Annotated in this window: 19 protein-coding genes and 2 riboswitches; of the genes, 2 read left to right on the top strand and 17 right to left on the bottom strand. The window is 41.5% G+C overall.

Going from position 1 to position 18,536, the window contains the following annotated elements:
- Window positions 1-20: 20 nt before the first annotated feature.
- The 3 genes from manA to ACLNCP_RS05770 all read right to left on the bottom strand — a co-directional run bounded on the left by manA (window position 21) and on the right by ACLNCP_RS05770 (window position 2,994).
- The gene (manA, locus tag ACLNCP_RS05780; protein ID WP_023947250.1) at window positions 21-965 is read right to left on the bottom strand and encodes a mannose-6-phosphate isomerase, class I; all 945 of its coding nucleotides are present in this window, start codon (window positions 963-965) and stop codon (window positions 21-23) included.
- Window positions 966-1,085: 120 nt separating this feature from the next.
- The gene (locus tag ACLNCP_RS05775) at window positions 1,086-2,525 is read right to left on the bottom strand and encodes a 6-phospho-beta-glucosidase (protein WP_000136868.1); all 1,440 of its coding nucleotides are present in this window, start codon (window positions 2,523-2,525) and stop codon (window positions 1,086-1,088) included.
- Window positions 2,526-2,733: 208 nt separating this feature from the next.
- Window positions 2,734-2,994 (bottom strand): SemiSWEET family transporter, encoded by a 261-nt coding sequence (locus ACLNCP_RS05770; protein ID WP_001291472.1) that lies wholly within the window; start codon window positions 2,992-2,994, stop codon window positions 2,734-2,736.
- 326 nt (window positions 2,995-3,320) lie between these two features.
- Here ACLNCP_RS05770 and ACLNCP_RS05765 point away from each other — a divergent pair, with 326 nt between their 5' ends.
- On the top strand, window positions 3,321-3,665 hold the full coding sequence (locus tag ACLNCP_RS05765) for a lipopolysaccharide assembly protein LapA domain-containing protein (RefSeq protein WP_000913393.1): 345 nt from the start codon (window positions 3,321-3,323) through the stop codon (window positions 3,663-3,665).
- Window positions 3,666-3,830: 165 nt separating this feature from the next.
- On the opposite strand, the gene ACLNCP_RS05760 is transcribed toward ACLNCP_RS05765, so the two are convergent.
- The 5 genes from ACLNCP_RS05760 to ACLNCP_RS05740 all read right to left on the bottom strand — a co-directional run bounded on the left by ACLNCP_RS05760 (window position 3,831) and on the right by ACLNCP_RS05740 (window position 9,561).
- Entirely contained in the window at window positions 3,831-4,178 is a 348-nt protein-coding gene (locus ACLNCP_RS05760; RefSeq protein WP_150922309.1) for a VOC family protein, read from the bottom strand.
- A 254-nt stretch (window positions 4,179-4,432) separates the two neighbouring features.
- Window positions 4,433-6,208, bottom strand: a complete 1,776-nt coding sequence (gene spxB / locus ACLNCP_RS05755) for a pyruvate oxidase (protein ID WP_045607209.1) — start codon at window positions 6,206-6,208, stop codon at window positions 4,433-4,435.
- 322 nt (window positions 6,209-6,530) lie between these two features.
- Window positions 6,531-8,774, bottom strand: a complete 2,244-nt coding sequence (locus tag ACLNCP_RS05750) for a heavy metal translocating P-type ATPase (protein WP_424844166.1) — start codon at window positions 8,772-8,774, stop codon at window positions 6,531-6,533.
- A gap of 9 nt (window positions 8,775-8,783) precedes the next feature.
- Window positions 8,784-9,155, bottom strand: a complete 372-nt coding sequence (locus ACLNCP_RS05745; RefSeq protein ID WP_000935077.1) for a cupredoxin domain-containing protein — start codon at window positions 9,153-9,155, stop codon at window positions 8,784-8,786.
- Window positions 9,156-9,165: 10 nt separating this feature from the next.
- Window positions 9,166-9,561: a CopY/TcrY family copper transport repressor gene (locus tag ACLNCP_RS05740; protein ID WP_060806248.1), complete on the bottom strand. Its 396-nt coding sequence runs from the start codon at window positions 9,559-9,561 to the stop codon at window positions 9,166-9,168.
- Between the two features lie 182 nt (window positions 9,562-9,743).
- Window positions 9,744-9,841: riboswitch (TPP riboswitch) on the top strand.
- Between the two features lie 83 nt (window positions 9,842-9,924).
- Between ACLNCP_RS05740 and thiD the strand changes: the two genes are divergently transcribed.
- Window positions 9,925-10,716 carry a bifunctional hydroxymethylpyrimidine kinase/phosphomethylpyrimidine kinase gene (gene thiD, locus ACLNCP_RS05735; protein ID WP_000221741.1) on the top strand — a complete coding sequence of 264 codons (792 nt, stop codon included), beginning with the start codon at window positions 9,925-9,927 and terminating at the stop codon, window positions 10,714-10,716.
- Window positions 10,717-10,875: 159 nt separating this feature from the next.
- On the opposite strand, the gene thiE is transcribed toward thiD, so the two are convergent.
- From thiE to pyrE, 9 genes are all read right to left on the bottom strand, one after another.
- Window positions 10,876-11,508 carry a thiamine phosphate synthase gene (gene thiE / locus ACLNCP_RS05730; RefSeq protein WP_261048115.1) on the bottom strand — a complete coding sequence of 211 codons (633 nt, stop codon included), beginning with the start codon at window positions 11,506-11,508 and terminating at the stop codon, window positions 10,876-10,878.
- Window positions 11,501-12,304, bottom strand: a complete 804-nt coding sequence (locus ACLNCP_RS05725) for a hydroxyethylthiazole kinase (RefSeq protein WP_261014294.1) — start codon at window positions 12,302-12,304, stop codon at window positions 11,501-11,503. The genes thiE and ACLNCP_RS05725 overlap by 8 nt, the downstream gene beginning before the upstream one ends.
- A complete protein-coding gene (thiW, locus tag ACLNCP_RS05720) occupies window positions 12,304-12,828 on the bottom strand; it encodes an energy coupling factor transporter S component ThiW (RefSeq protein WP_033687208.1) in 525 nt (174 codons plus the stop codon). Before thiW ends, ACLNCP_RS05725 begins: the two co-directional genes overlap by 1 nt.
- 4 nt (window positions 12,829-12,832) lie before the next feature.
- Window positions 12,833-13,522: a thiaminase II gene (gene tenA, locus ACLNCP_RS05715; RefSeq protein ID WP_261057030.1), complete on the bottom strand. Its 690-nt coding sequence runs from the start codon at window positions 13,520-13,522 to the stop codon at window positions 12,833-12,835.
- Window positions 13,523-13,532: 10 nt separating this feature from the next.
- Window positions 13,533-14,183: an energy-coupling factor transporter transmembrane protein EcfT gene (locus ACLNCP_RS05710; protein WP_261024426.1), complete on the bottom strand. Its 651-nt coding sequence runs from the start codon at window positions 14,181-14,183 to the stop codon at window positions 13,533-13,535.
- Between the two features lies 1 nt (window position 14,184).
- Window positions 14,185-15,570: an ATP-binding cassette domain-containing protein gene (locus ACLNCP_RS05705; RefSeq protein ID WP_424844165.1), complete on the bottom strand. Its 1,386-nt coding sequence runs from the start codon at window positions 15,568-15,570 to the stop codon at window positions 14,185-14,187.
- The gene (locus ACLNCP_RS05700) at window positions 15,571-16,131 is read right to left on the bottom strand and encodes an ECF transporter S component (RefSeq protein WP_049510473.1); all 561 of its coding nucleotides are present in this window, start codon (window positions 16,129-16,131) and stop codon (window positions 15,571-15,573) included.
- Window positions 16,132-16,289: 158 nt separating this feature from the next.
- Window positions 16,290-16,378, bottom strand: a riboswitch (TPP riboswitch).
- A 148-nt stretch (window positions 16,379-16,526) separates the two neighbouring features.
- Window positions 16,527-17,663, bottom strand: a complete 1,137-nt coding sequence (lctO, locus tag ACLNCP_RS05695; protein WP_424844164.1) for an L-lactate oxidase — start codon at window positions 17,661-17,663, stop codon at window positions 16,527-16,529.
- Window positions 17,664-17,896: 233 nt separating this feature from the next.
- Window positions 17,897-18,529, bottom strand: a complete 633-nt coding sequence (gene pyrE, locus ACLNCP_RS05690) for an orotate phosphoribosyltransferase (RefSeq protein WP_000170897.1) — start codon at window positions 18,527-18,529, stop codon at window positions 17,897-17,899.
- Between the last annotated feature and the right edge of the window lie 7 nt (window positions 18,530-18,536).

Here is an 18,536-nt window from a genome sequence, read left to right as displayed (position 1 = left end):
GAACTCAGGCCCTTTCTTTTTTATGGATGGCTAACAATCAATTCCAAATCTTGTCCTTCCAAGGTCCAAGCTTCAACATCACTTGGTAGGATAAAGTGGCTACCTTTTTGGATTGGATAGTTTTTTCCGTCAACAGTCAGTTGACCTTGACCAGCTAAGACACTAAACAAGCTGTAGTCAGCTGTCTTTTCGAAGTCAACTTTTCCAGTAATTTCCCACTTGTAAACTGCAAAGAAATCATTGGATACAAGGAGAGTGGAACGCAAATCATCTGCTTTAACAGTTACAGGACGGCTATTTGCAGGCTCACCAATGTTCAAGACATCGATAGATTTTTCAAGGTGAAGTTCACGCAAGTTGCCATTATCATCCTTACGGTCAAAGTCATAGACACGGTAAGTGGTATCGCTAGATTGCTGAGTTTCAAGAATCAAAATTCCTGCTCCGATAGCGTGCATGGTGCCACTTGGTACATAGAAGAAATCTCCAGCCTTTACAGGAACTTTTGTCAACAAGGCATCCCAGTTCTTGTCCTCGATTTGCTGGCGGAGTTCTTCTTTTGACTTGGCATTGTGACCATAGATAATTTCTGAACCTTCATCCGCTGCGATAATGTACCAGCATTCTGTTTTTCCAAGTTCACCTTCATGCTCTAGTCCATAGGCATCGTCTGGGTGAACTTGGACACTGAGCCAGTCGTTGGCATCCAGAATCTTAGTCAAAAGTGGAAATACAGGCTCAGGACGATTGCCAAACAATTCACGATGTTCCGCATACAAAGTAGCGAGGTCTGTTCCCTGGTAGCGTCCATTGGCAACTTTAGAGACTCCATTTGGATGGGCTGAGATGGCCCAATATTCTCCGATTTTTTCACTTGGGATGTCGTAACCAAACTCATCACGTAGCTTGGTTCCACCCCAGATTTTTTCTTGCATAACTGATTGTAAAAATAATGGTTCTGACATGTCGATCTCCTGTCTGATTTTTCTCCCCTCATTATAGCAAAAAGCTCCATCTAATTGAACTCTTTTTCACATATTATAAAGTAGGGAGAAGATTTTATAAAAATAGTGAACAAATGTGCTCTACTCAATGCTTGCACCATTGCTGGCAATGACATCCTTGTACCAGTAGAAGGATTTCTTCTTGCTACGTTTGAGGCTTCCATGACCAGCATTATCTCGATCTACATAGATAAAGCCATAGCGCTTGTTCATTTCGCCTGTTCCAGCTGAAACCAGATCGATACAGCCCCAAGTCGTATAACCAAGCAAGTCAACGCCATCTTGGTAAATGGCATCTCGCATGGCCTTGATATGAGCCTCTAAGTAAGCAATCCGATAGTCATCTGCTACATGACCATTCTCATCCGGTGTATCCATAGCACCTAGACCGTTTTCCACGATGAACATTGGCTTTTGGTAACGATCCCAGATAGCATTGAGGGTGATACGAAGACCAAGTGGGTCAATCTGCCATCCCCATTCTGAGGATTCAAGATAAGGATTTTTGAGAGAGGCAAAGATATTTCCAGCAGTTAATTCTTTAACTTCTGGATCACCTGAGGCTACTAGACTTGCATAGTAAGAGAAGGAAACAAAGTCAACAGTATTGTCCTTCAACAACTCTAAATCTTCTGCAGTCATTTGAATCTCGATTCGCTCACGCTCCCACTGCTTCTTGGCGTAGTTTGGGTATTCCCCACGCGCTTGAACATCAATGAAGAAGTAACTCTTGCGGTCTTCCTCCATGGCTGCCCAGTAGTCTCTTGGATGGGCTGTGTTAGGATAGTATTGCCCTGCAGCCAACATACATCCCACCTTATTTTCTGGGTCAATTTCGTGGGCAATCTTTGTCGCAAGAGCTGAAGCTACCAACTCATAGTGTGCAGCCTGATATTTAACCAGTTCTTGATTTTCTCCTTCTTCAAAACAGAGCCCAGCTCCCATAAAGGGGGCATGGAGAATCATGTTGATTTCGTTGAAGGTAAGCCAATATTTGACCAAACCCTTATAGCGGGTAAAGAGTGTGCGACAAAGTTTTTCATAGAAGTCTAACATCCGACGATTGCGCCAACCACCGTACTCTGTAATCAAGTGCATAGGACAGTCGAAATGAGTGATAGTCACCAGAGGTTGGATACCATACTTGTGGCACTCCTTAAATAAATCCTCATAAAAGGCTAGACCAGCTTCATTTGGCACTGTTTCGTCGCCCTTAGGAAAAATCCGAGTCCAAGCAATGGATAGACGATAAGTCTTAAAGCCCATTTCCGCAAAAAGGGCAATATCTTCCTTGTAATGATGGTACATATCAATAGCTTGCTTGGCTGGGTAAAAATAGCCCTCCTCAAACGAAAACATCTTTTTCTGACCTGTGATAATGGCTTCACGATCTGGACCGATGGGGACGACATCCACATTCGCCAATCCACGACCTTCTAAATTATAAGCACCCTCACACTGGTTGGCAGCTGTCGCTCCGCCCCACAAGAAACCATCCGGAAAAGTCAGTTTTTCGGTCATAACTCTACTCACTTTCTTATTTGCTTGTTCATTTACTTATATTATAACTTATTCTGTAAACCTTTTCTTATAAAATACTGTGACATACTGATACTATTCTACTATTTAAGTTTATCAGATTGTTTTTTAAAAAATTATCCTCTAGAAAAAGTAAATAGCCTCCCCTGAAACAAAAAAGAAGACTGAAAACTAGTCTCCTCTGTTCCTTTTAAATCAAAGCTGTAATAACCGTCACTAGGCCAAAAATAATACCTGGTGCATTAGCTGCTGCAAGGGGGATATCTCTTTCTTTTTTGAAAAGACCGTAGTAAACCCAGAGACTACAGTTGATGGCAGCAACCAAGGGCTGGATGAAATTTCCTTTTTGACCAGCCAGATTGTTCATGATTTGTGGGAAGTAAGACACATACATCATAACAGACATAAAGGTCGCTACCCAACCTAAAATTTTCATTTGTTTTTCAGACATTTTCAAAACCTCTTTCATTTTTACTGAATCTTATTTTAAAATATTCTTTCAAAACAATCAAGTCTTTAAAACTTTTGTTATAAAGATATAAACTATCACAATCTTGTTATAAGAAAGAGGGAACAGAAAAAAGACCGAATTGCTCCGTTCTGTTTACTCAATCAAATATTAGAAAATGAATACTCCTTTTCAATGAATCGATTGATTGATGGTAAATAAGCCGTTAGAAATTATTGACAGTATCGAAATTTTCTAGTAAAATGAATTTTGTTAATACCTAAATGGTGTGTAGTTTTCTATCAACATAGTCAGGAGAAAAGGAACTTATGCTAAAAAAATTTAATGAATTGTCACTGAAAGATAAGGCTTATCTAATTGGCGGTTTGAGCTTATTAGTCATTGTGATCTCATTTGGTCTACTCAATCGTCAAACAGTAACTGTCAGTCTTGTCTTTACACAACTATCTGCTCCCTTGATTTTGGTGATTTTTACTTGTCTAGTAATCGGGATCATTGCTGGTAGTGCTATTGGTATTAGCTATCACCATAACAAGACTCAAGATCTGAGAAGCCGCATTGCTGAAGCAGAAGCGACTATCAATATAAAAGACAGGGAGCTTGTCCAGTACGAGGAACAGGTGCAACAATTAAAACAGGAAGCCAAACAATAAGTGTAGAAATCATAACCACCCGTGAAAACGGGTGGTTTTTTGTCTCGCACCTAACGGAGCGAGACGGACTGAAAGTCGCATAAATACAAAAAAGATCGAATTGCTCCGATCTTTTTAAGTTTCACTCCAAGAATGTTTAGATAAAAAATTTGATAATAGAATTACCTACTTCATACGATAAAAATCAATCACTAGACCAGCAGGCCCTTTAACTAATAAGGACTCTGTTCCCCAATCGGTTACAGTTGGTCCGTTTAAAACCTGGATACCAAGTTCTTTCAACCGTTGGTAATTCTGGTCTACATCCTCAACCTCGATATGAAGAATGATTCCTGACTGAAAATCTTCCAAAGGAATCAAATGATTTTGGGACAACATCAGACAGTGACTGCCAATCGTAAACTGAGCAAAACTGTCATCAACATAATCGGGCTTTTTATCCAAAATACGCTCCAAGTCAGCACAGACTTGGGGAACATCTGAAACGATAATATCTAATTGATTTAAATCCATTTACTATCCTCCAGAAAAAGACCGGATTGCTCCGATCTTTTTAAGTTTCTCTCTATGAAAATCAAAGAATAAACAAGGTTAAACCAAGTTTGATGGCAAATCTTTGCTCATCAAACTACGAAAAATCCTTTGGGACTTTTTCTAGGCTCCACACTAGATTCCATCATTGAAATTTATGGTTTCAATGATGGAATCGTCGGCAGTAATCTAATAAAGAAGTCTATAAATTTATCTTTGATTTTCGACGAGAGAAATTATTTAATTGCGCGTGATTGCAAACCTTCTTCTTCCAAGAAGAGACGGAATGGTACGAGTTCTTCTGCTTCGTATTTTTCCTTGAAGGCTTTGATTGCTTCTTCTGAGTGAAGTTTTGGATCCAATTCAAGTACTTCTACTGGAAGTGGACGGTGTGGAGTGATGCGAGCATCGATCACAACAGTTTTACCTTCTTTGTTCAATTTAACAGCTTCTGCAACAACTGCATCGATGTCTTCTATACGGTCAACTGTAAATCCTACAGCACCTTGCGCTTCAGCGATTTTCGCATAGTCAGCATTAGGGAAGTCACAACCAAACAAGTGTTTGTTTGTGTCTTCGTATTTGTCCTTGATGAAGGCATATTTACCATTTGAAAAGACAACGTTGATAACTGGAAGGTCGTATTGAACGTTTGTGATAACGTCTGGGTAGCACATGTTGAATGCACCGTCACCCATGATGTTCCATACTTGGCGATCTGGATTGTCTTTCTTAGCAGCGATACCACCAGGAAGGGCAATACCCATTGTCGCAAAGAGTGGAGATGTACGCCACATGTTCTTAGGTGTCATGTGAAGGTGACGAGTAGATGTTTGAGTAGTGTCACCTACGTCGATTGAGTAGATAGCGTCTTGATCAGCATGTTTATTGATTGCATTGTAAACTTGATACAATTGCAATTCACCCTCAGTTTTACCTTCGATTTTGTTCATGTAATCACGCCAGTTTTGGTTGTTCTTAACGTTTGCACGCCACCATGGAGTAGATTCAACTGAGTTCACTTTGTCAAGGATAGCTTTAGCTGCTTGACCTGCATCACCAAGGATTGAAGCGTCAAGGGCGTGACGTTTACCAAGTTTGTAAGGATCGATATCGACTTGGATGAATTTTTCAGTGTTCTTGAATGCTTCGTAAACTTCAGCAAATGGGAAGTTTGAACCAAGGAAAAGAACTGTGTCTGCTTCAAAGACCACTTCGTTGGCTGGTTTCCAACCAACACGGTAAGCAGAACCTGTCAAACCTTCATAGTTCCATTCAAAGGCTTCAAAGTTTTTACCAGTTGTGATGATTGGTGCTTTGATTTTACGTGACAATTCAGTAATCACTTCACCAGCTTTAACACCACCATAACCAGCATAGATAACTGGACGTTCAGCATTGTTCAAGATTTCAACAGCTTTGTCGATTTCAACTTCGTTCAAAGCAGGAGCGATGAATGAACGCTCGTATGAACCTGATCCATAGTATGAATTTTCGTCGATTTCTTGGAAACCGAAGTTTACTGGGATTTCAACAACAGCTGGACCTTTTTTAGAAACTGCAGCACGGCAAGCTTCGTCAATTACTTTTGGCAATTGCTCAGCGTAAGCTACACGTTTGTTATATACAGCGATACCATTGTACATTGGGTTTTGGTTCAATTCTTGGAAAGCATCCATGTTGAGTTCGTTAACCGGACGTGATCCAAGGATTGCTAGGAATGGAGTGTTATCCATAGCTGCATCGTAAACACCGTTAATCAAGTGAGTCGCACCTGGACCACCTGAACCAACTGCAACCCCGATTGAGCCGCCGAATTTAGCTTGCATAACCGCTGCAAGAGCACCTGTTTCTTCGTGGCGAACTTGCAAGAAGCGGATGTCTTTGTCTTCAGCCAAAGCATCCATCAATGAGCTGAGTGTTCCTGATGGGATACCGTAGATAGTGTCTACGCCCCATGTTTTCAATACATTAAGCATTGCTGCAGATGCAGTAATTTTCCCTTGAGTCATAATGATAACTCTCCTTCAAATATTTTTAAATCTACTAAAAAAGGTTTCATATAGTTTTTGAAAACGTTTCAGTAAATTTTTACAATACTAATTTATCACATTTATTTTGACTTTACTAAGAATCTGCTCAGAAGTTTCTATTCTCTATTGCAGTACAGTTTGAAAAATTTTTTAGCTTCTGTTTTATAATACTCAATGAAAATCAAAGAGCAAACTAGGAAGCTAGCCACAGGTTGCTCAAAGCACAGCTTTGAGGTTGCAGATAAAGCTGACGTGATTTGAAGAGATTTTCAAAGAGTATAAAAAGCGAGCAAGCCCGCTTTTAATCTATTTTACTAAAGTTTAAGAGAAGGGAACTGGTCAGAACGGATACAGAACTAAAGGCCATGGCTAGACCTGCCAGTTCTGGATTGAGGGCCAGCCCAACACCAGAAAATACTCCTGCTGCTATCGGAATTCCGACGACATTGTAGATAAAGGCCCAGAAAAGATTGAGCAGAATACGATTAAAAGTTTTCTTACTCATGTCAAAGGCACGTACCACTCCTAGGAGGTTATTAGTTGTCAACACCAAATCTGCTGACTCGATGGCAATATCTGTTCCAGCTCCCATAGCAATTCCCACATCTGCAACACTGAGGGCCGGAGCGTCATTAATCCCATCACCAACAAAGGCTACCTTGCCAGCCGCTTGTAGTTTATGGATTTCATGGGCTTTTTCTTCTGGCAAGACACCTGCAATGACCTCTTCGATTCCGATCTGATCGGCAATGGCACGCGCCACACCTGCATTGTCTCCTGTCAGCATGACTGTTTTAAGACCTCGTTTTTTCAACTGACTGATGGCAAGCTTGGCATTTTCCTTAGGAATATCTTGCAGAGCAAGCAAGCCTTTGATTTCATTCTCAACAGCCAAGAACACAACTGTCTTAGCTTCTTTTTCCAGTTGTTCTAGTTTTTCCTGATAAGTGCTAGAAATATCCATGCCATCCAGCATTTTAGCATTTCCAAGCAAAACTTGTTTTCCATTGATTTGCCCTGAAACACCTTTTCCGTGCAAGGCTTGGAAATTTTCCACAGTGTGAAGCTCAAGTCCAGTTTCAGTCGCTCGCTTAACAATAGCCTCAGCCAATGGGTGTTGAGAAGCTTCTTCCAAGGAAGCTGCCAATCCAAGCACTTCTACTTCGTCGCCGATGATATCTGTGACCACAGGTTTCCCTTCCGTCAAAGTTCCTGTCTTATCAAAAACAATAGTTTGGACTTTCTGGATTTCCTGTAGAACCGTTCCATTTTTGAGGAGAACTCCCATCTTGGCACTGCGACCTGTCCCCACCATAAGGGCTGTCGGTGTTGCAAGTCCCAATGCACAAGGGCAGGCAATAATCAGAACTGCTACTCCATAGAGAAGCGAAGACACAAAGCTCGCTCCAAGCACAACTACACTATCCCTGAGCAAGACGAACCAAACCCAAAAGGTCACAATCCCTAAAATGACAACTACTGGAACAAAAATCCCTGAAATTTTATCCGTCAAGTCCTGAATCGGCGCACGACTTGTCTGAGCTTTCTTCACAAAATCCACAATCTGAGCCAAAACAGTCTCTGAACCAACTTTTTCTGCTCTAAAAACAAGTGTTCCACTATTATTGATGGTTGAACCAATGACGGTATCTCCAACTGTCTTGTCCACAGGCAGACTCTCACCTGTCACCATAGACTCATCAATACTAGAGATACCTTCTACTACGACACCATCAACCGCAATCTTTTCACCGGGACGCACTCGAATCAGGTCACCTACCTTGACTTGCTCCAAAGGGACTTGAACATAGTTATCCTCACGCAATACTTCTGCTGTTTTAGCCTGCAAGTCAAGTAATTTCTCCACAGCTTGGGAAGTATTTTTCCGCATTTTCTCCTCAAAAACGGCCCCCATAAGAACGAAGAAGAAGATAAAGGCAGCACTTTCAAAGTAAACGGGGAGGCCAGCGAAGAGGGCAACTAAGCTATAGAAATAGGCCACTAGGGTTCCCAGAGCAACCAAGGTATCCATGTTGGCATTGTGCTTTTTAAAACTAGCCCAAGCACTTTGGATATAAGGACCACCTGCTACTAGCATAATCGGTGTTGTGGCTAAAAAGGTGCCCCAACGCATGACTTGGTGACTAATTCCTCCTGTCGACATCCCAATCATGAGGATTACAAGAGGCACAGTAAAGATACTAGTAATCCAAAAACGCTGTAAAAGTGATAGAGATTTTCGAGTCTTCTCAACAACTGTATAACTTCCCTTTTGCATCTTCATACCACAAGAAAATTCATGTTGACCTAATTCTTGAGGTGTAAAACGAATGACTTTCTCCTCGTCTACGCCGATTGGTTCCAAGATGCCTTCTTCTTCAAACAGAATTTCCTTATAACAGTTTGAAGGTGTCACACGGTGAAAGGTGATCTCAGCAGGAACTCCTTTTTGCAGTTGAATGTGGGCTGGATGGTAGCCTTTGTCTGCCGTGATACGGATTTTTTGAACACCATTTTCAAGACTTGCTTTTACAATTTCAGTCATATCATTCTCCTATTCTACAATCATCTTGCCGTGCATCATATTCATGCCACAAGAGAAACCATACTCTCCAGCCTGCTCAGGCGTGATTTCCACTACATACTCTTCACCCATTGGCAGGTCCGCATGTACACCAAAATCTGGAAAAACAATTTGGTCCAGACAGGGTGAAGGATCCTTACGGTCAAAGACAATGCGGGCTGGCACTGATTTCTTGAGGATAATCAACTCAGGCGTATAGCCCCCCATGACTTCCACTCGAATCTCTTGGTAGCCGTTTTTTTGCTGGGCCTTTTGTCCAGATTTTTCAGGCTTTTTGAAAAACCAAAACAAGATAAAGGCGATAAGGGCAATACAAACAATGGTTACAATACTATTTAACATGACGTCTCCTTTACATACAATTACATTTTACTTTTGTTACAGCGCTTGATTTCTTCTCAGAAACCACAGCTTCCAAGTCTTCCAAGTCAGCCTGAGTAAAATCACATTCGGCAATCAAGTCAGCCAACAAGTTCTTAATCCTACGAGAACAAACCTTGTCCTTGATATCTTGGACAAGTAAATCCTGACTTTGGTCCAAAGTTAAAAGGGCTGAATAGACAAAGAACTTGCCTTCCTTTTTCCGAGTCAAACACTCTTTCTCAACCAAACGAGCCAAAAGAGTTTGAATGGTTGACTTGGACCAGTCGAACCGCTCCGCCAGAACCCTGATCAAATCCGTACTAGTCTGTTCCCCTTGCATCCAAATAATCTTCATGACCTGCCATTCTGCATCTGAAATCTGCATAATCACACCTCCAAAATCTACATTTGTCGATTACAGTTATTAGTATACTTCAAAAATCTACATTTGTCAACTATGAAATTAATCTTTTCTTTAAAAATAGAATTTTAATCATTTGATAAAGGATTTCCAGTCAAATATTACTATATAAACAATAAAAATATGCTATACTAAAGAAAAAAGAAAACAACCACTAGGGGTGCGTAAAGCTGAGATTAACGACTGTTAGACCCTTTGACTCAATCTAGGTAATGCTAGCTGATGGAAGTGGAAATGATAATGGGGACTAGCAGTCTTCTATTGCCTTCCTGAAACAAACTAGCTTGTTCTTAAGAATACAAACTTCAGTTGGTTGGGAGGTTTTAGATGACTTATTTACCCGTTGCTTTGACCATTGCAGGGACTGACCCTAGTGGTGGTGCTGGCATTATGGCTGATTTAAAGTCGTTCCAAGCTAGAGATGTCTATGGAATGGCCGTTGTGACCAGTCTTGTCGCTCAAAATACCAGAGGCGTTCAATTAATCGAGCACGTTTCTCCTCAAATGTTGAAAGCCCAATTGGAGAGTGTCTTTTCGGATATCAAGCCTCAGGCTGTAAAAACTGGGATGTTGGCAACTACCGAAATTATGGAAATCATCCAGCCCTATCTTAAAAAGCTGGATTGTCCCTACGTCCTTGACCCTGTTATGGTCGCAACAAGCGGAGACACCCTGATTGATACCAGTGCCAGAGACTACCTAAAAACAAATCTACTTCCCCTTGCAACTATTATTACACCCAATCTTCCTGAGGCAGAAGAGATTGTTGGTTTTTCAATCCATGATCCTGAAGACATGCAGCGTGCCGGTCGCCTGATTTTAAAAGAATTTGGTCCTCAGTCTGTTGTCATCAAAGGAGGCCATCTCGAAGGCGGTGCCAAGGATTTCCTCTTTACCAAGGAGGACCAATTTGTCTGGGAAAGTCCACGAATTCAAACCTGTCATACACATGGTACTGGATGTACCTTTGCTGCAGTGATTACTGCTGAACTAGCCAAAGGGAAAACCCTCTATCAAGCAGTCGATAAAGCCAAGGCCTTTATCACGAAAGCCATCCAAGACGCCCCTCAACTCGGTCATGGTTCTGGCCCAGTTAACCATACAAGCTTTAAAGATTAAAAAAACTCTCTAGTTCCTACTTTAAGGGAATTAGAGAGTTTTTATACTCTTCGAAAATCTCTTCAAACGACGTCAGCTTTATCTGCAACCTCAAAGCTGTGCTTTGAGCAACCTGCGACTAGCTTCCTAGTTTGCTCTTTGATTTTCATTGAGTATTAATTAGAAAATAATGTCATCCAACTTTGTCAAAAAGGCTTGCGTTTTTGTCTCTATATCTTCTGCCTGCATCAAATCACGCACTACAGCTACACCAGCTATGCCAGTGCCCATAAGTTGGTCAATGTTCTCCGAAGTTAAACCTCCGATAGCAACTACTGGAATGGCGACCCTTTGGCAAATTGTTTTCAAGGTTGAAATCAGGGTGATAGGCGCATTTTCCTTGGTCGTGGTCGGAAAAATGGCTCCTGTCCCCAAGTAATCTGCTCCCCCTTCTTCTGCCTCAAGGGCTCTTTTTACAGTTTTAGCTGTAACACCGAGGATTTTTTCAGGGCCCAAGACTTGTCGGGCAACCGAAACTGGTAGTTCATCGTCTCCGATATGCAGACCAGCAGCATCAACTGCGAGACAGACATCCAAGCGATCATCGATTATCAAGGGTACCTGATAGGAATCTGTTATTTCCTTGACTTGTTTTGCCAGTTGATAATATTGATTGGTTGTAAGATTTTTTTCTCGCAATTGGACTATAGTAACCCCTGAACGGCAAGCCGTCTCAACCTTTTCAAGAAAGCTTTCCAAGGAATCTTGGTAGCGATTGGTTACTAGATACAGTCTAAGCGCCTCTCTATTCATAAACATCTCCTTTGATGGCATCTAGCCAATTTTCATCTCTTTTGAGGAGCGAAAGCTGATTGAGTACTTGGTATCGAAAATCTTCCAATCCCATTCCTTGAACAACTATTCTCTCAGCGGAGATATTGAGATAAGAAACCGCTAGGAAAGAAGCTTCAAAGGCAGTCTTTCCTTGGCTGAGAAAAACAGCTGTTAAAGCTCCAACCAAGTCTCCTGTCCCTGTTATCCAGTCTAATTCAGCACAGCCATTTCCCAGTACAGCGACCTGATTCTTCGAAACGATGAGGTCCTTAGGACCAGTAACTAAGAATAACATACCAGGATAGGTCTGACACCAGTCTTTCAAGACTTGAAGTAAATCCTCAGTTTCTTGGTCTTTAGCACTCGCATCTACCCCAACGCCGTGGTGCTTTAAGCCAACAAGACTTCGAATTTCCGACATGTTTCCTTTAAGGACCGTAGGGCTGTAGTCTAAAAGGTCTTTAATTAAGCTCTTACGAATGGATGAAGCCGTTACGCCAACCGCATCTACTACCATTGGGAGAGAAACTTGAGCTGCATAAGAAGCTGCCATACGGATTGCTTTTTCCTTCTCAGCAGACAAATGCCCCAAATTGATGAAGAGGGCCTGGCTTTGCTTAGTAAAATCAAGAACCTCACGGGAATCATCTGCCATAACTGGTTTACATCCCAGAGCCAAAATCCCATTTGCCAGCATCTCACAAGAAATCTCATTGGTGATGCAGTGAATTAGGGAACTAGAGCCTAGAGGAAAGGGATTTGTAAATGCCTGCATCAGTCTATCCTTTCACTGAAAAAATATCCTTGCACTTTTTTAAAGAATTCCTGCTTGATTAAAAATCGAAAGGCAATAAAGGAAATCACTGTACCAATCAAGGTTGCTCCGAAAAATCGAGGAGTGTAGATAAACCAGCTAAGCTTAGCAGCCGATCCTGTAAAAAGTACCATAACAGGATAAGAAACAATAGAACCAATAATACCTGTTCCCAAAATTTCTCCTAGAGCAGAATAGTGAAATTTCCGACCGTACTTATAAAAGAGACCTGCAAGAAGGGCTCCAAAAGTCGCTCCTGTAAGTGCTAAAGGCGGAATCCCTTGAGTCGTCATACGGATAAAGGCTGTGACTGTAGCCATGACCAAGGCATAAACAGGTCCCATCATGATTCCTGCCAGAATATTAACTACACTGGACATCGGTGCCATACCCTCAATCCGAAAGATAGGCGTAAGGACTACGTCAAGGGCAATCATCATGGATAAAATGGTTAATTTGTGAACTTGTAATCGGTGATTTCTCATGTTACTATTCTTCTCCTGTTTCTAAAGACTGTAAATCGCTCTTCCATGTCTGATGTTGGTAGGCCATTTCCCAAAACTTGGCTTCCATATGAACACTGATGTGGAAGGCATCTAGCATTTTTTTCTTGTCTGTCTCGTCACTTTCTCGATAAAGTTGATTGACCAGAGCCTCTTCCTCTCTGATTTGCTGTTCCAACTCATCCGTAATATACGTTTCAATCCATTGTTGGTAGAGAAGATTTGGTGATGGTTTAAGATTAAGTGATTTGCCTATATCATGGTATAACCAAGGACAAGGAAGCAAACTTGCAAAGGCAATGCCCAAGTTCGGCTCTGCAAATTGACGATAAATGTGAGAGATATAATGATAACAGGTTGGAGCAATCGGTTGCTCCATTTCCTGGTCGCTGATTTCCAATTCCTTGAAAAATTGTTGGCGGATAAATAACTCACCTTCCACTAGACTCTGAGCATTTTGTTTCAAAAGTCTTTTCATCTCTTGGTTTGAAGTCTTATCAGCCAAGAGGTGATAGGCTTCTGAGAAGGCCTTCAGATAGTAGGCATCCTGAATCAAGTAATAGCGAAAGATGGACGGGTCTAAATTTCCCTCTTGTAACTGTAATACAAAGGGGTGATGAAAGGAAGCCTGCCAAGCTTCCTTGGATAATTCCATCGCAATATCTGTAAATTCCATAATAACTCCTTTATAAAAATAGACTGGTTTGAAACAATAAAAAGAAAAGCAGGTAGATGAATATTGTCCTTTGAGGAATATAAAAAGTCCGATAGCGATTCTCCACCTGTGCATGTTCGTCATATCCATGCGCCGACAGAGCTCTCAGATAAAGATGTCGCCATCTAAAAACCGTCATCAGAACCTTGCTATAAATCAAGGGCGACCAAAAATGTAGTTCTTGACCGCGTAACAAACAGGCCTCCTTTAAAGATTTAATTTCCTTCTGAATCAGAGGAAAAGCATTGAAAACCACAATCAAGGCATAGGCCCAAGAGCGTGATAACCTCTTTTGGGCCAAGTACAAGAGAAGCTCTTTTAGGGAAATAGAGGAAACAAAGACAAGACCAATACAAACGGTCACAAAGGCCCTCGTTCCAAGCATGACTGCCTGCGAAGCATCTCCATGTAACTGAACTGCCCAGTAGTTGGCAAAGGATGGCAAAATGGCAAGCAGAATCATCCAAGCCAATACTTTAAATCGACGGTAATAGAGCATAAAGAGAATACAAAATGCGACTACCGAAAGATTCAGAGCAATCGAAGGAATGAAAGATGTTTCCAGCGATAAAATCAGCAAGAAGAGACTGATAATCGGTGTCTGGGTTGCTACTTTGACCATACTACTTCACCTCCCCTTGAGTATTGCTACTCAGAAATGTGAGTGGTTTGGTAATTGTCACTGCTTTCACATGATTGAGACCCTGACTAGTCATCTCAATCCAATAATCAACCACAGAGATTAAGGGATCTAAACGATGGCTAATGATTAGAAAACTTCTTCCTTGATTTCTCTCCTCCACAATCCACTGACAAAAATAATGGCAGGCTCTATCATCCAAACCAGCAAATGGCTCATCTAGCAAGATCACAGAAGCCTTGCTGGTCAAGATGGTCAAAAGCTGAAGAATCTTTTGCTGGCCACCACTTAATTGATAGGGACTCTTATCAAGCGCCTGCTCCAGATTAAAATATCGTAAAGCTTGGAGAATCCGCTGATTTCTTTCAGAGTCTGGACTATCTAATTGCAGTTCCTCTCGCAGACTGACTCGGATAAACTGTTTCTCAGCTTCCTGAACAACACCCGTAAGGTCACGATACAAACTCTTTTTCTTTTTGAGAACCGATCCCTTCCAAGTAATGCGCCCTTTATACTTTTGAAATTGAAGAATAGACCGAAAGAGGGTTGATTTCCCGACACCATTATCACCCAAGATACAGGAAATTCCTTTATAGAATGTGAAATCCGCAATCGAAAAGAGGGGGCGCTTATCCAGCTCACAAGTCGTTCCATCCATATGGAATAGTTCTGGACTAGAAGCAACTTCCTTTGAAGCAACCTGTGTCGTCTCAGAGGTAGGGATTTTAAATACTTCCCTTAGTTGACCATCTCTTAGCTCCACCATATGGTCGATATAGGCTTCATAGTCCGTTAAATCATGGTCGCACAAAATAACTGTCTTCCCATCAGAGACCAACTCTTTTAGAATCTCCAATATCTCTATCCTACTCTTGCGGTCAATGGAAGAGAAGGGCTCATCCAAGAGATAGACCCTAGGATTCATAGCAAAGAGAACTGCCAGTGCAGCCTTTTGCTTTTCTCCACCTGATAAGTGATGGATGGGACGGTGCAAGATAGCCTTGCAGCGACATTGCTGGACAACCTCTGCTATTTTAGAAGCAATTTCCTGAACGGGATGCCCAATATTTTCCAAGGTAAAAACCAGCTCCTCAAACAAGTTCTCCATGGTAAATTGATGATTGGGATTTTGAAAGAGAATACCAACCGTCTGGACACGTTCGATAATAGAAAGTTGACTGACCTCCCTCCCATTTATCAGGACTTGACCGCTATAGGGAAGAGAACTGACTTGGGCAATCATTTGAAAGAGGCTAGATTTTCCTGAACCGCTGCTTCCAACTAACAAGGTAAAGGCTTGCGCATGAAAAGTAAAATCAAGTGGCTCAGAGAAGATTGGGGACTGAATCGCTCGTAGTTCCAGACCCATCTATGCCTTGCCTCCAGCTGCAAACTGATGATAGAGTTTGACAATAGCACGAACCAAGATGGTACAGAAGAAAAAGACGGAAATAAAACGTACTACAAGCAAGGAAAGGACAAAAGGAAGGGAGAAGGCGTAGTAACCTAACTTAATGTATTCATAGACAAAGCTAACAAGCGTAATTCCAATACTATTGGCAGTTAGAGAGAGCCAACTTTCATAGCGATTCTTGGTTACGATAAAACCAAGTTCACTTCCCAAACCTTGAACCAAGCCAGACAAAAGGGCACCTAGACCGAATTGGCTACCATAAAGGACTTCAGCAAGCGCAGCTAGCACTTCTCCAATCGTTGCGCTTCCCACTCTTGGAACAAAGATGGCCGCAATGGGCGCAGCCATACACCAGAGACCAAAGAGGATTTCATTGGCAAAGGCCTGCAAGCCAAGAGGGGCTAAAATCAGAGTGAGGACATCAAACAGATAGCCGGATCCTACAAAAACGCCACCAAAAAAGATAGACAAGAAAGCAAGTAAAATAACATCTTTTAACTGCCATTTTTTCAACATAAAAAACTCCTTTTTTAAAGAAAAGTGGGGTATTCAAGGTGAGCTACCGAAAGGCTTAACGTCCAGCCTATCCTCTTTTGATAAACAAAAAAACTCCAATTACAATCAAGAATTAGAGTTTAGCTTACAAGATTAGACAGTTCTTTTCGACATACGAAAAAAACCTTTTCACATTTCCCTTCGCCAGTCTTAACTGTATCAGGTTCAATGGGTATCATCTCAGCTTAAAGCACCCCAAATGTCTTTATTATTTAATTACTGAACCAGTATAGCAAAAAATGAAAGCCCTAGCAAGATATTTGACTGAAAAATATATTTATATAGATTTCAATGGTGATTTATTCTTCCTATAGACGAAGAAAAACCTCCACATCAAGTGGAGGCAAGCTATTTTATCAATACAATTTTAAGTCACGAGGGTCAACTGGGAAGGTTGGATTGTATGGGTTGTGACGGAGTTTGAAGTGTTTGACATCTTCAATAGTCTGAGTTCCAGACAATTGCATGACTGTCTTCAATTCCGCATTCAAGTGTTCAAAGACTTGACGCACACCAACACTACCACCGAGAGCCAAGCCATAGATGACCGGGCGACCAATAGCTACCAAGTCTGCTCCTGAAGCCAAGGCTTTAAAGACGTGTTGACCACGACGAATACCTGAGTCAAAGACGATTGGTACGCGTTTGTCAACTGCTTCTGCTACTTCTTGAAGTGAATCAAAGGCAGCTGGCCCACCGTCGATTTGACGACCGCCGTGGTTGGTTACCCAGATACCAGAAGCACCTGCAGCAAGCGAACGTTCAACGTCCTCACGGCATTGTGGTCCCTTGACATAAACAGGAAGTCCTGAGTATTCAGCGATAAATTCTACATCACGTGGAGACAAGCGTTGTTTAGCTGATTTGTAAACAAAGTCCATTGATTTACCAGCACCTTCTGGCAGGTATTCTTCAACAATCGGCATGCGAACTGGGAAGACAAAACCATTACGTTTGTCCACCTCACGATTGCCCCCTACAGTCGCATCTGCCGTCAAGACAATCGCTTTATAACCTTCAGCCTTCACACGGTCCATGATGTGGCGGTTGATTCCATCATCTTTACTAAAGTAAAATTGGAACCAATGAGGTGTCCCTTGAAGGGCTTCCGTAATTTCTGGAAGATCTACAGTAGAGTAAGAGCTAGTTGTGTAAAGAGAACCAAACTCATGCACACCACGCGCAGTCGCCACTTCACCCTGTTCATTTGCCAATTTATGAGCTGCAACAGGCGCCATAATGATTGGTGAAGACAATTTTTCACCTGCAAATTCAATCTCTGTACTTGGATTTTCAACATCACAAAGTGTATGAGGAACGATGAGTTTGTGGTTAAAGGCACGAATATTCTCACGCAAAGTGAAAGTATCTTCTGCCCCACTAGCGATATAGCCAAAGGCTGCTTTAGGAATAACTTGTTGCGCCATTGGCTCCAAATCATAGGTATTGATGAAATCTACATGACCTTCTGCATTGCTTGTTTTGTATGACATAAAATGCCCTCCTTAATAAGTAAGCGTTTACTTTGTATATTACAAAAATATCATAACTCTTTTTTCAAAACTTTTCAAATATTTTGTTTGGAAATTTCATACTTACAATCATTTTACAGAGATAATTAAAAATGATAAACTTTCTTAAGTTATGGAAATTCAAATAATCTTTTCATTTTCTATTCTAAAAAACAAAATCAGGTAATCCTAGTGACTACCTGATTTTCTATGTTTTAGGCATTTTGCCAATTTTCTTGGTCTTCTTTAAAGCGTTTTAGAAGGTCCAATCCTTCTGGTGTGATATAGCCTTCTTCTTGGGCTAGGTGGATGAGTTCGCTGTAGTTTGAAAGTGTCACCAATTTCACGCCAGCATCCGCAAAGTTCTTATCTGCTTTTGGCAATTGGTAACTGAAAATTGCTACAACTCCAAGTACATCTGCTCCTTCTCGCTTAGCTGCTGCAACAGCTTCAAGAACAGAACCACCAGTTGAAATGAGGTCTTCAACCACTACCATTTTTTGTCCTTGAGCCACGCGGCCTTCGATTTGATTACCAGCTCCGTGGTCTTTTGGTTTGCTACGGATGTAGGCAAATGGCAGATTCATCTTGTCAGCAATAATAGCTCCGTGTGGAATCCCTGCTGTCGCAGTTCCTGCAATCACTTCAACCTCCGGAAAGGCTTCTTTGATAGCATCTACAAAACCATTTTCAATGAGAGTACGAGTTTCTGGATAGGCTAGTGTCACACGATTATCAGTGTAAATCGGTGACTTGATACCAGATGCCCAAGTGAAAGGCTCCTCTGGTTTGAGGTAAACTGCTTGAATTTTCAAGAGGTGGCTAGCGATATCTTTAGCAAGTGTCATGGTCTTC

Source organism: Streptococcus sp. CL6.35 (genome assembly GCF_049737915.1).
Classification (GTDB): domain Bacteria; phylum Bacillota; class Bacilli; order Lactobacillales; family Streptococcaceae; genus Streptococcus.
The sequence above is the reverse complement of the archived record's forward strand: the minus strand, read 5'-3'. Positions and strand labels throughout refer to the sequence as shown.

Coding starts and splice junctions, on each gene's coding strand:
- manA (WP_023947250.1), bottom strand. CDS start 965: ATGTCAGAACCATTATTTTTACAATCAGTTATGCAAGAAAAAATCTGG.
- ACLNCP_RS05775 (WP_000136868.1), bottom strand. CDS start 2,525: ATGACCGAAAAACTGACTTTTCCGGATGGTTTCTTGTGGGGCGGAGCG.
- ACLNCP_RS05770 (WP_001291472.1), bottom strand. CDS start 2,994: ATGTCTGAAAAACAAATGAAAATTTTAGGTTGGGTAGCGACCTTTATG.
- ACLNCP_RS05765 (WP_000913393.1), top strand. CDS start 3,321: ATGCTAAAAAAATTTAATGAATTGTCACTGAAAGATAAGGCTTATCTA.
- ACLNCP_RS05760 (WP_150922309.1), bottom strand. CDS start 4,178: ATGGATTTAAATCAATTAGATATTATCGTTTCAGATGTTCCCCAAGTC.
- spxB (WP_045607209.1), bottom strand. CDS start 6,208: ATGACTCAAGGGAAAATTACTGCATCTGCAGCAATGCTTAATGTATTG.
- ACLNCP_RS05750 (WP_424844166.1), bottom strand. CDS start 8,774: ATGACTGAAATTGTAAAAGCAAGTCTTGAAAATGGTGTTCAAAAAATC.
- ACLNCP_RS05745 (WP_000935077.1), bottom strand. CDS start 9,155: ATGTTAAATAGTATTGTAACCATTGTTTGTATTGCCCTTATCGCCTTT.
- ACLNCP_RS05740 (WP_060806248.1), bottom strand. CDS start 9,561: ATGCAGATTTCAGATGCAGAATGGCAGGTCATGAAGATTATTTGGATG.
- thiD (WP_000221741.1), top strand. CDS start 9,925: ATGACTTATTTACCCGTTGCTTTGACCATTGCAGGGACTGACCCTAGT.
- thiE (WP_261048115.1), bottom strand. CDS start 11,508: ATGAATAGAGAGGCGCTTAGACTGTATCTAGTAACCAATCGCTACCAA.
- ACLNCP_RS05725 (WP_261014294.1), bottom strand. CDS start 12,304: ATGCAGGCATTTACAAATCCCTTTCCTCTAGGCTCTAGTTCCCTAATT.
- thiW (WP_033687208.1), bottom strand. CDS start 12,828: ATGAGAAATCACCGATTACAAGTTCACAAATTAACCATTTTATCCATG.
- tenA (WP_261057030.1), bottom strand. CDS start 13,522: ATGGAATTTACAGATATTGCGATGGAATTATCCAAGGAAGCTTGGCAG.
- ACLNCP_RS05710 (WP_261024426.1), bottom strand. CDS start 14,183: ATGGTCAAAGTAGCAACCCAGACACCGATTATCAGTCTCTTCTTGCTG.
- ACLNCP_RS05705 (WP_424844165.1), bottom strand. CDS start 15,570: ATGGGTCTGGAACTACGAGCGATTCAGTCCCCAATCTTCTCTGAGCCA.
- ACLNCP_RS05700 (WP_049510473.1), bottom strand. CDS start 16,131: ATGTTGAAAAAATGGCAGTTAAAAGATGTTATTTTACTTGCTTTCTTG.
- lctO (WP_424844164.1), bottom strand. CDS start 17,663: ATGTCATACAAAACAAGCAATGCAGAAGGTCATGTAGATTTCATCAAT.
- pyrE (WP_000170897.1), bottom strand. CDS start 18,529: ATGACACTTGCTAAAGATATCGCTAGCCACCTCTTGAAAATTCAAGCA.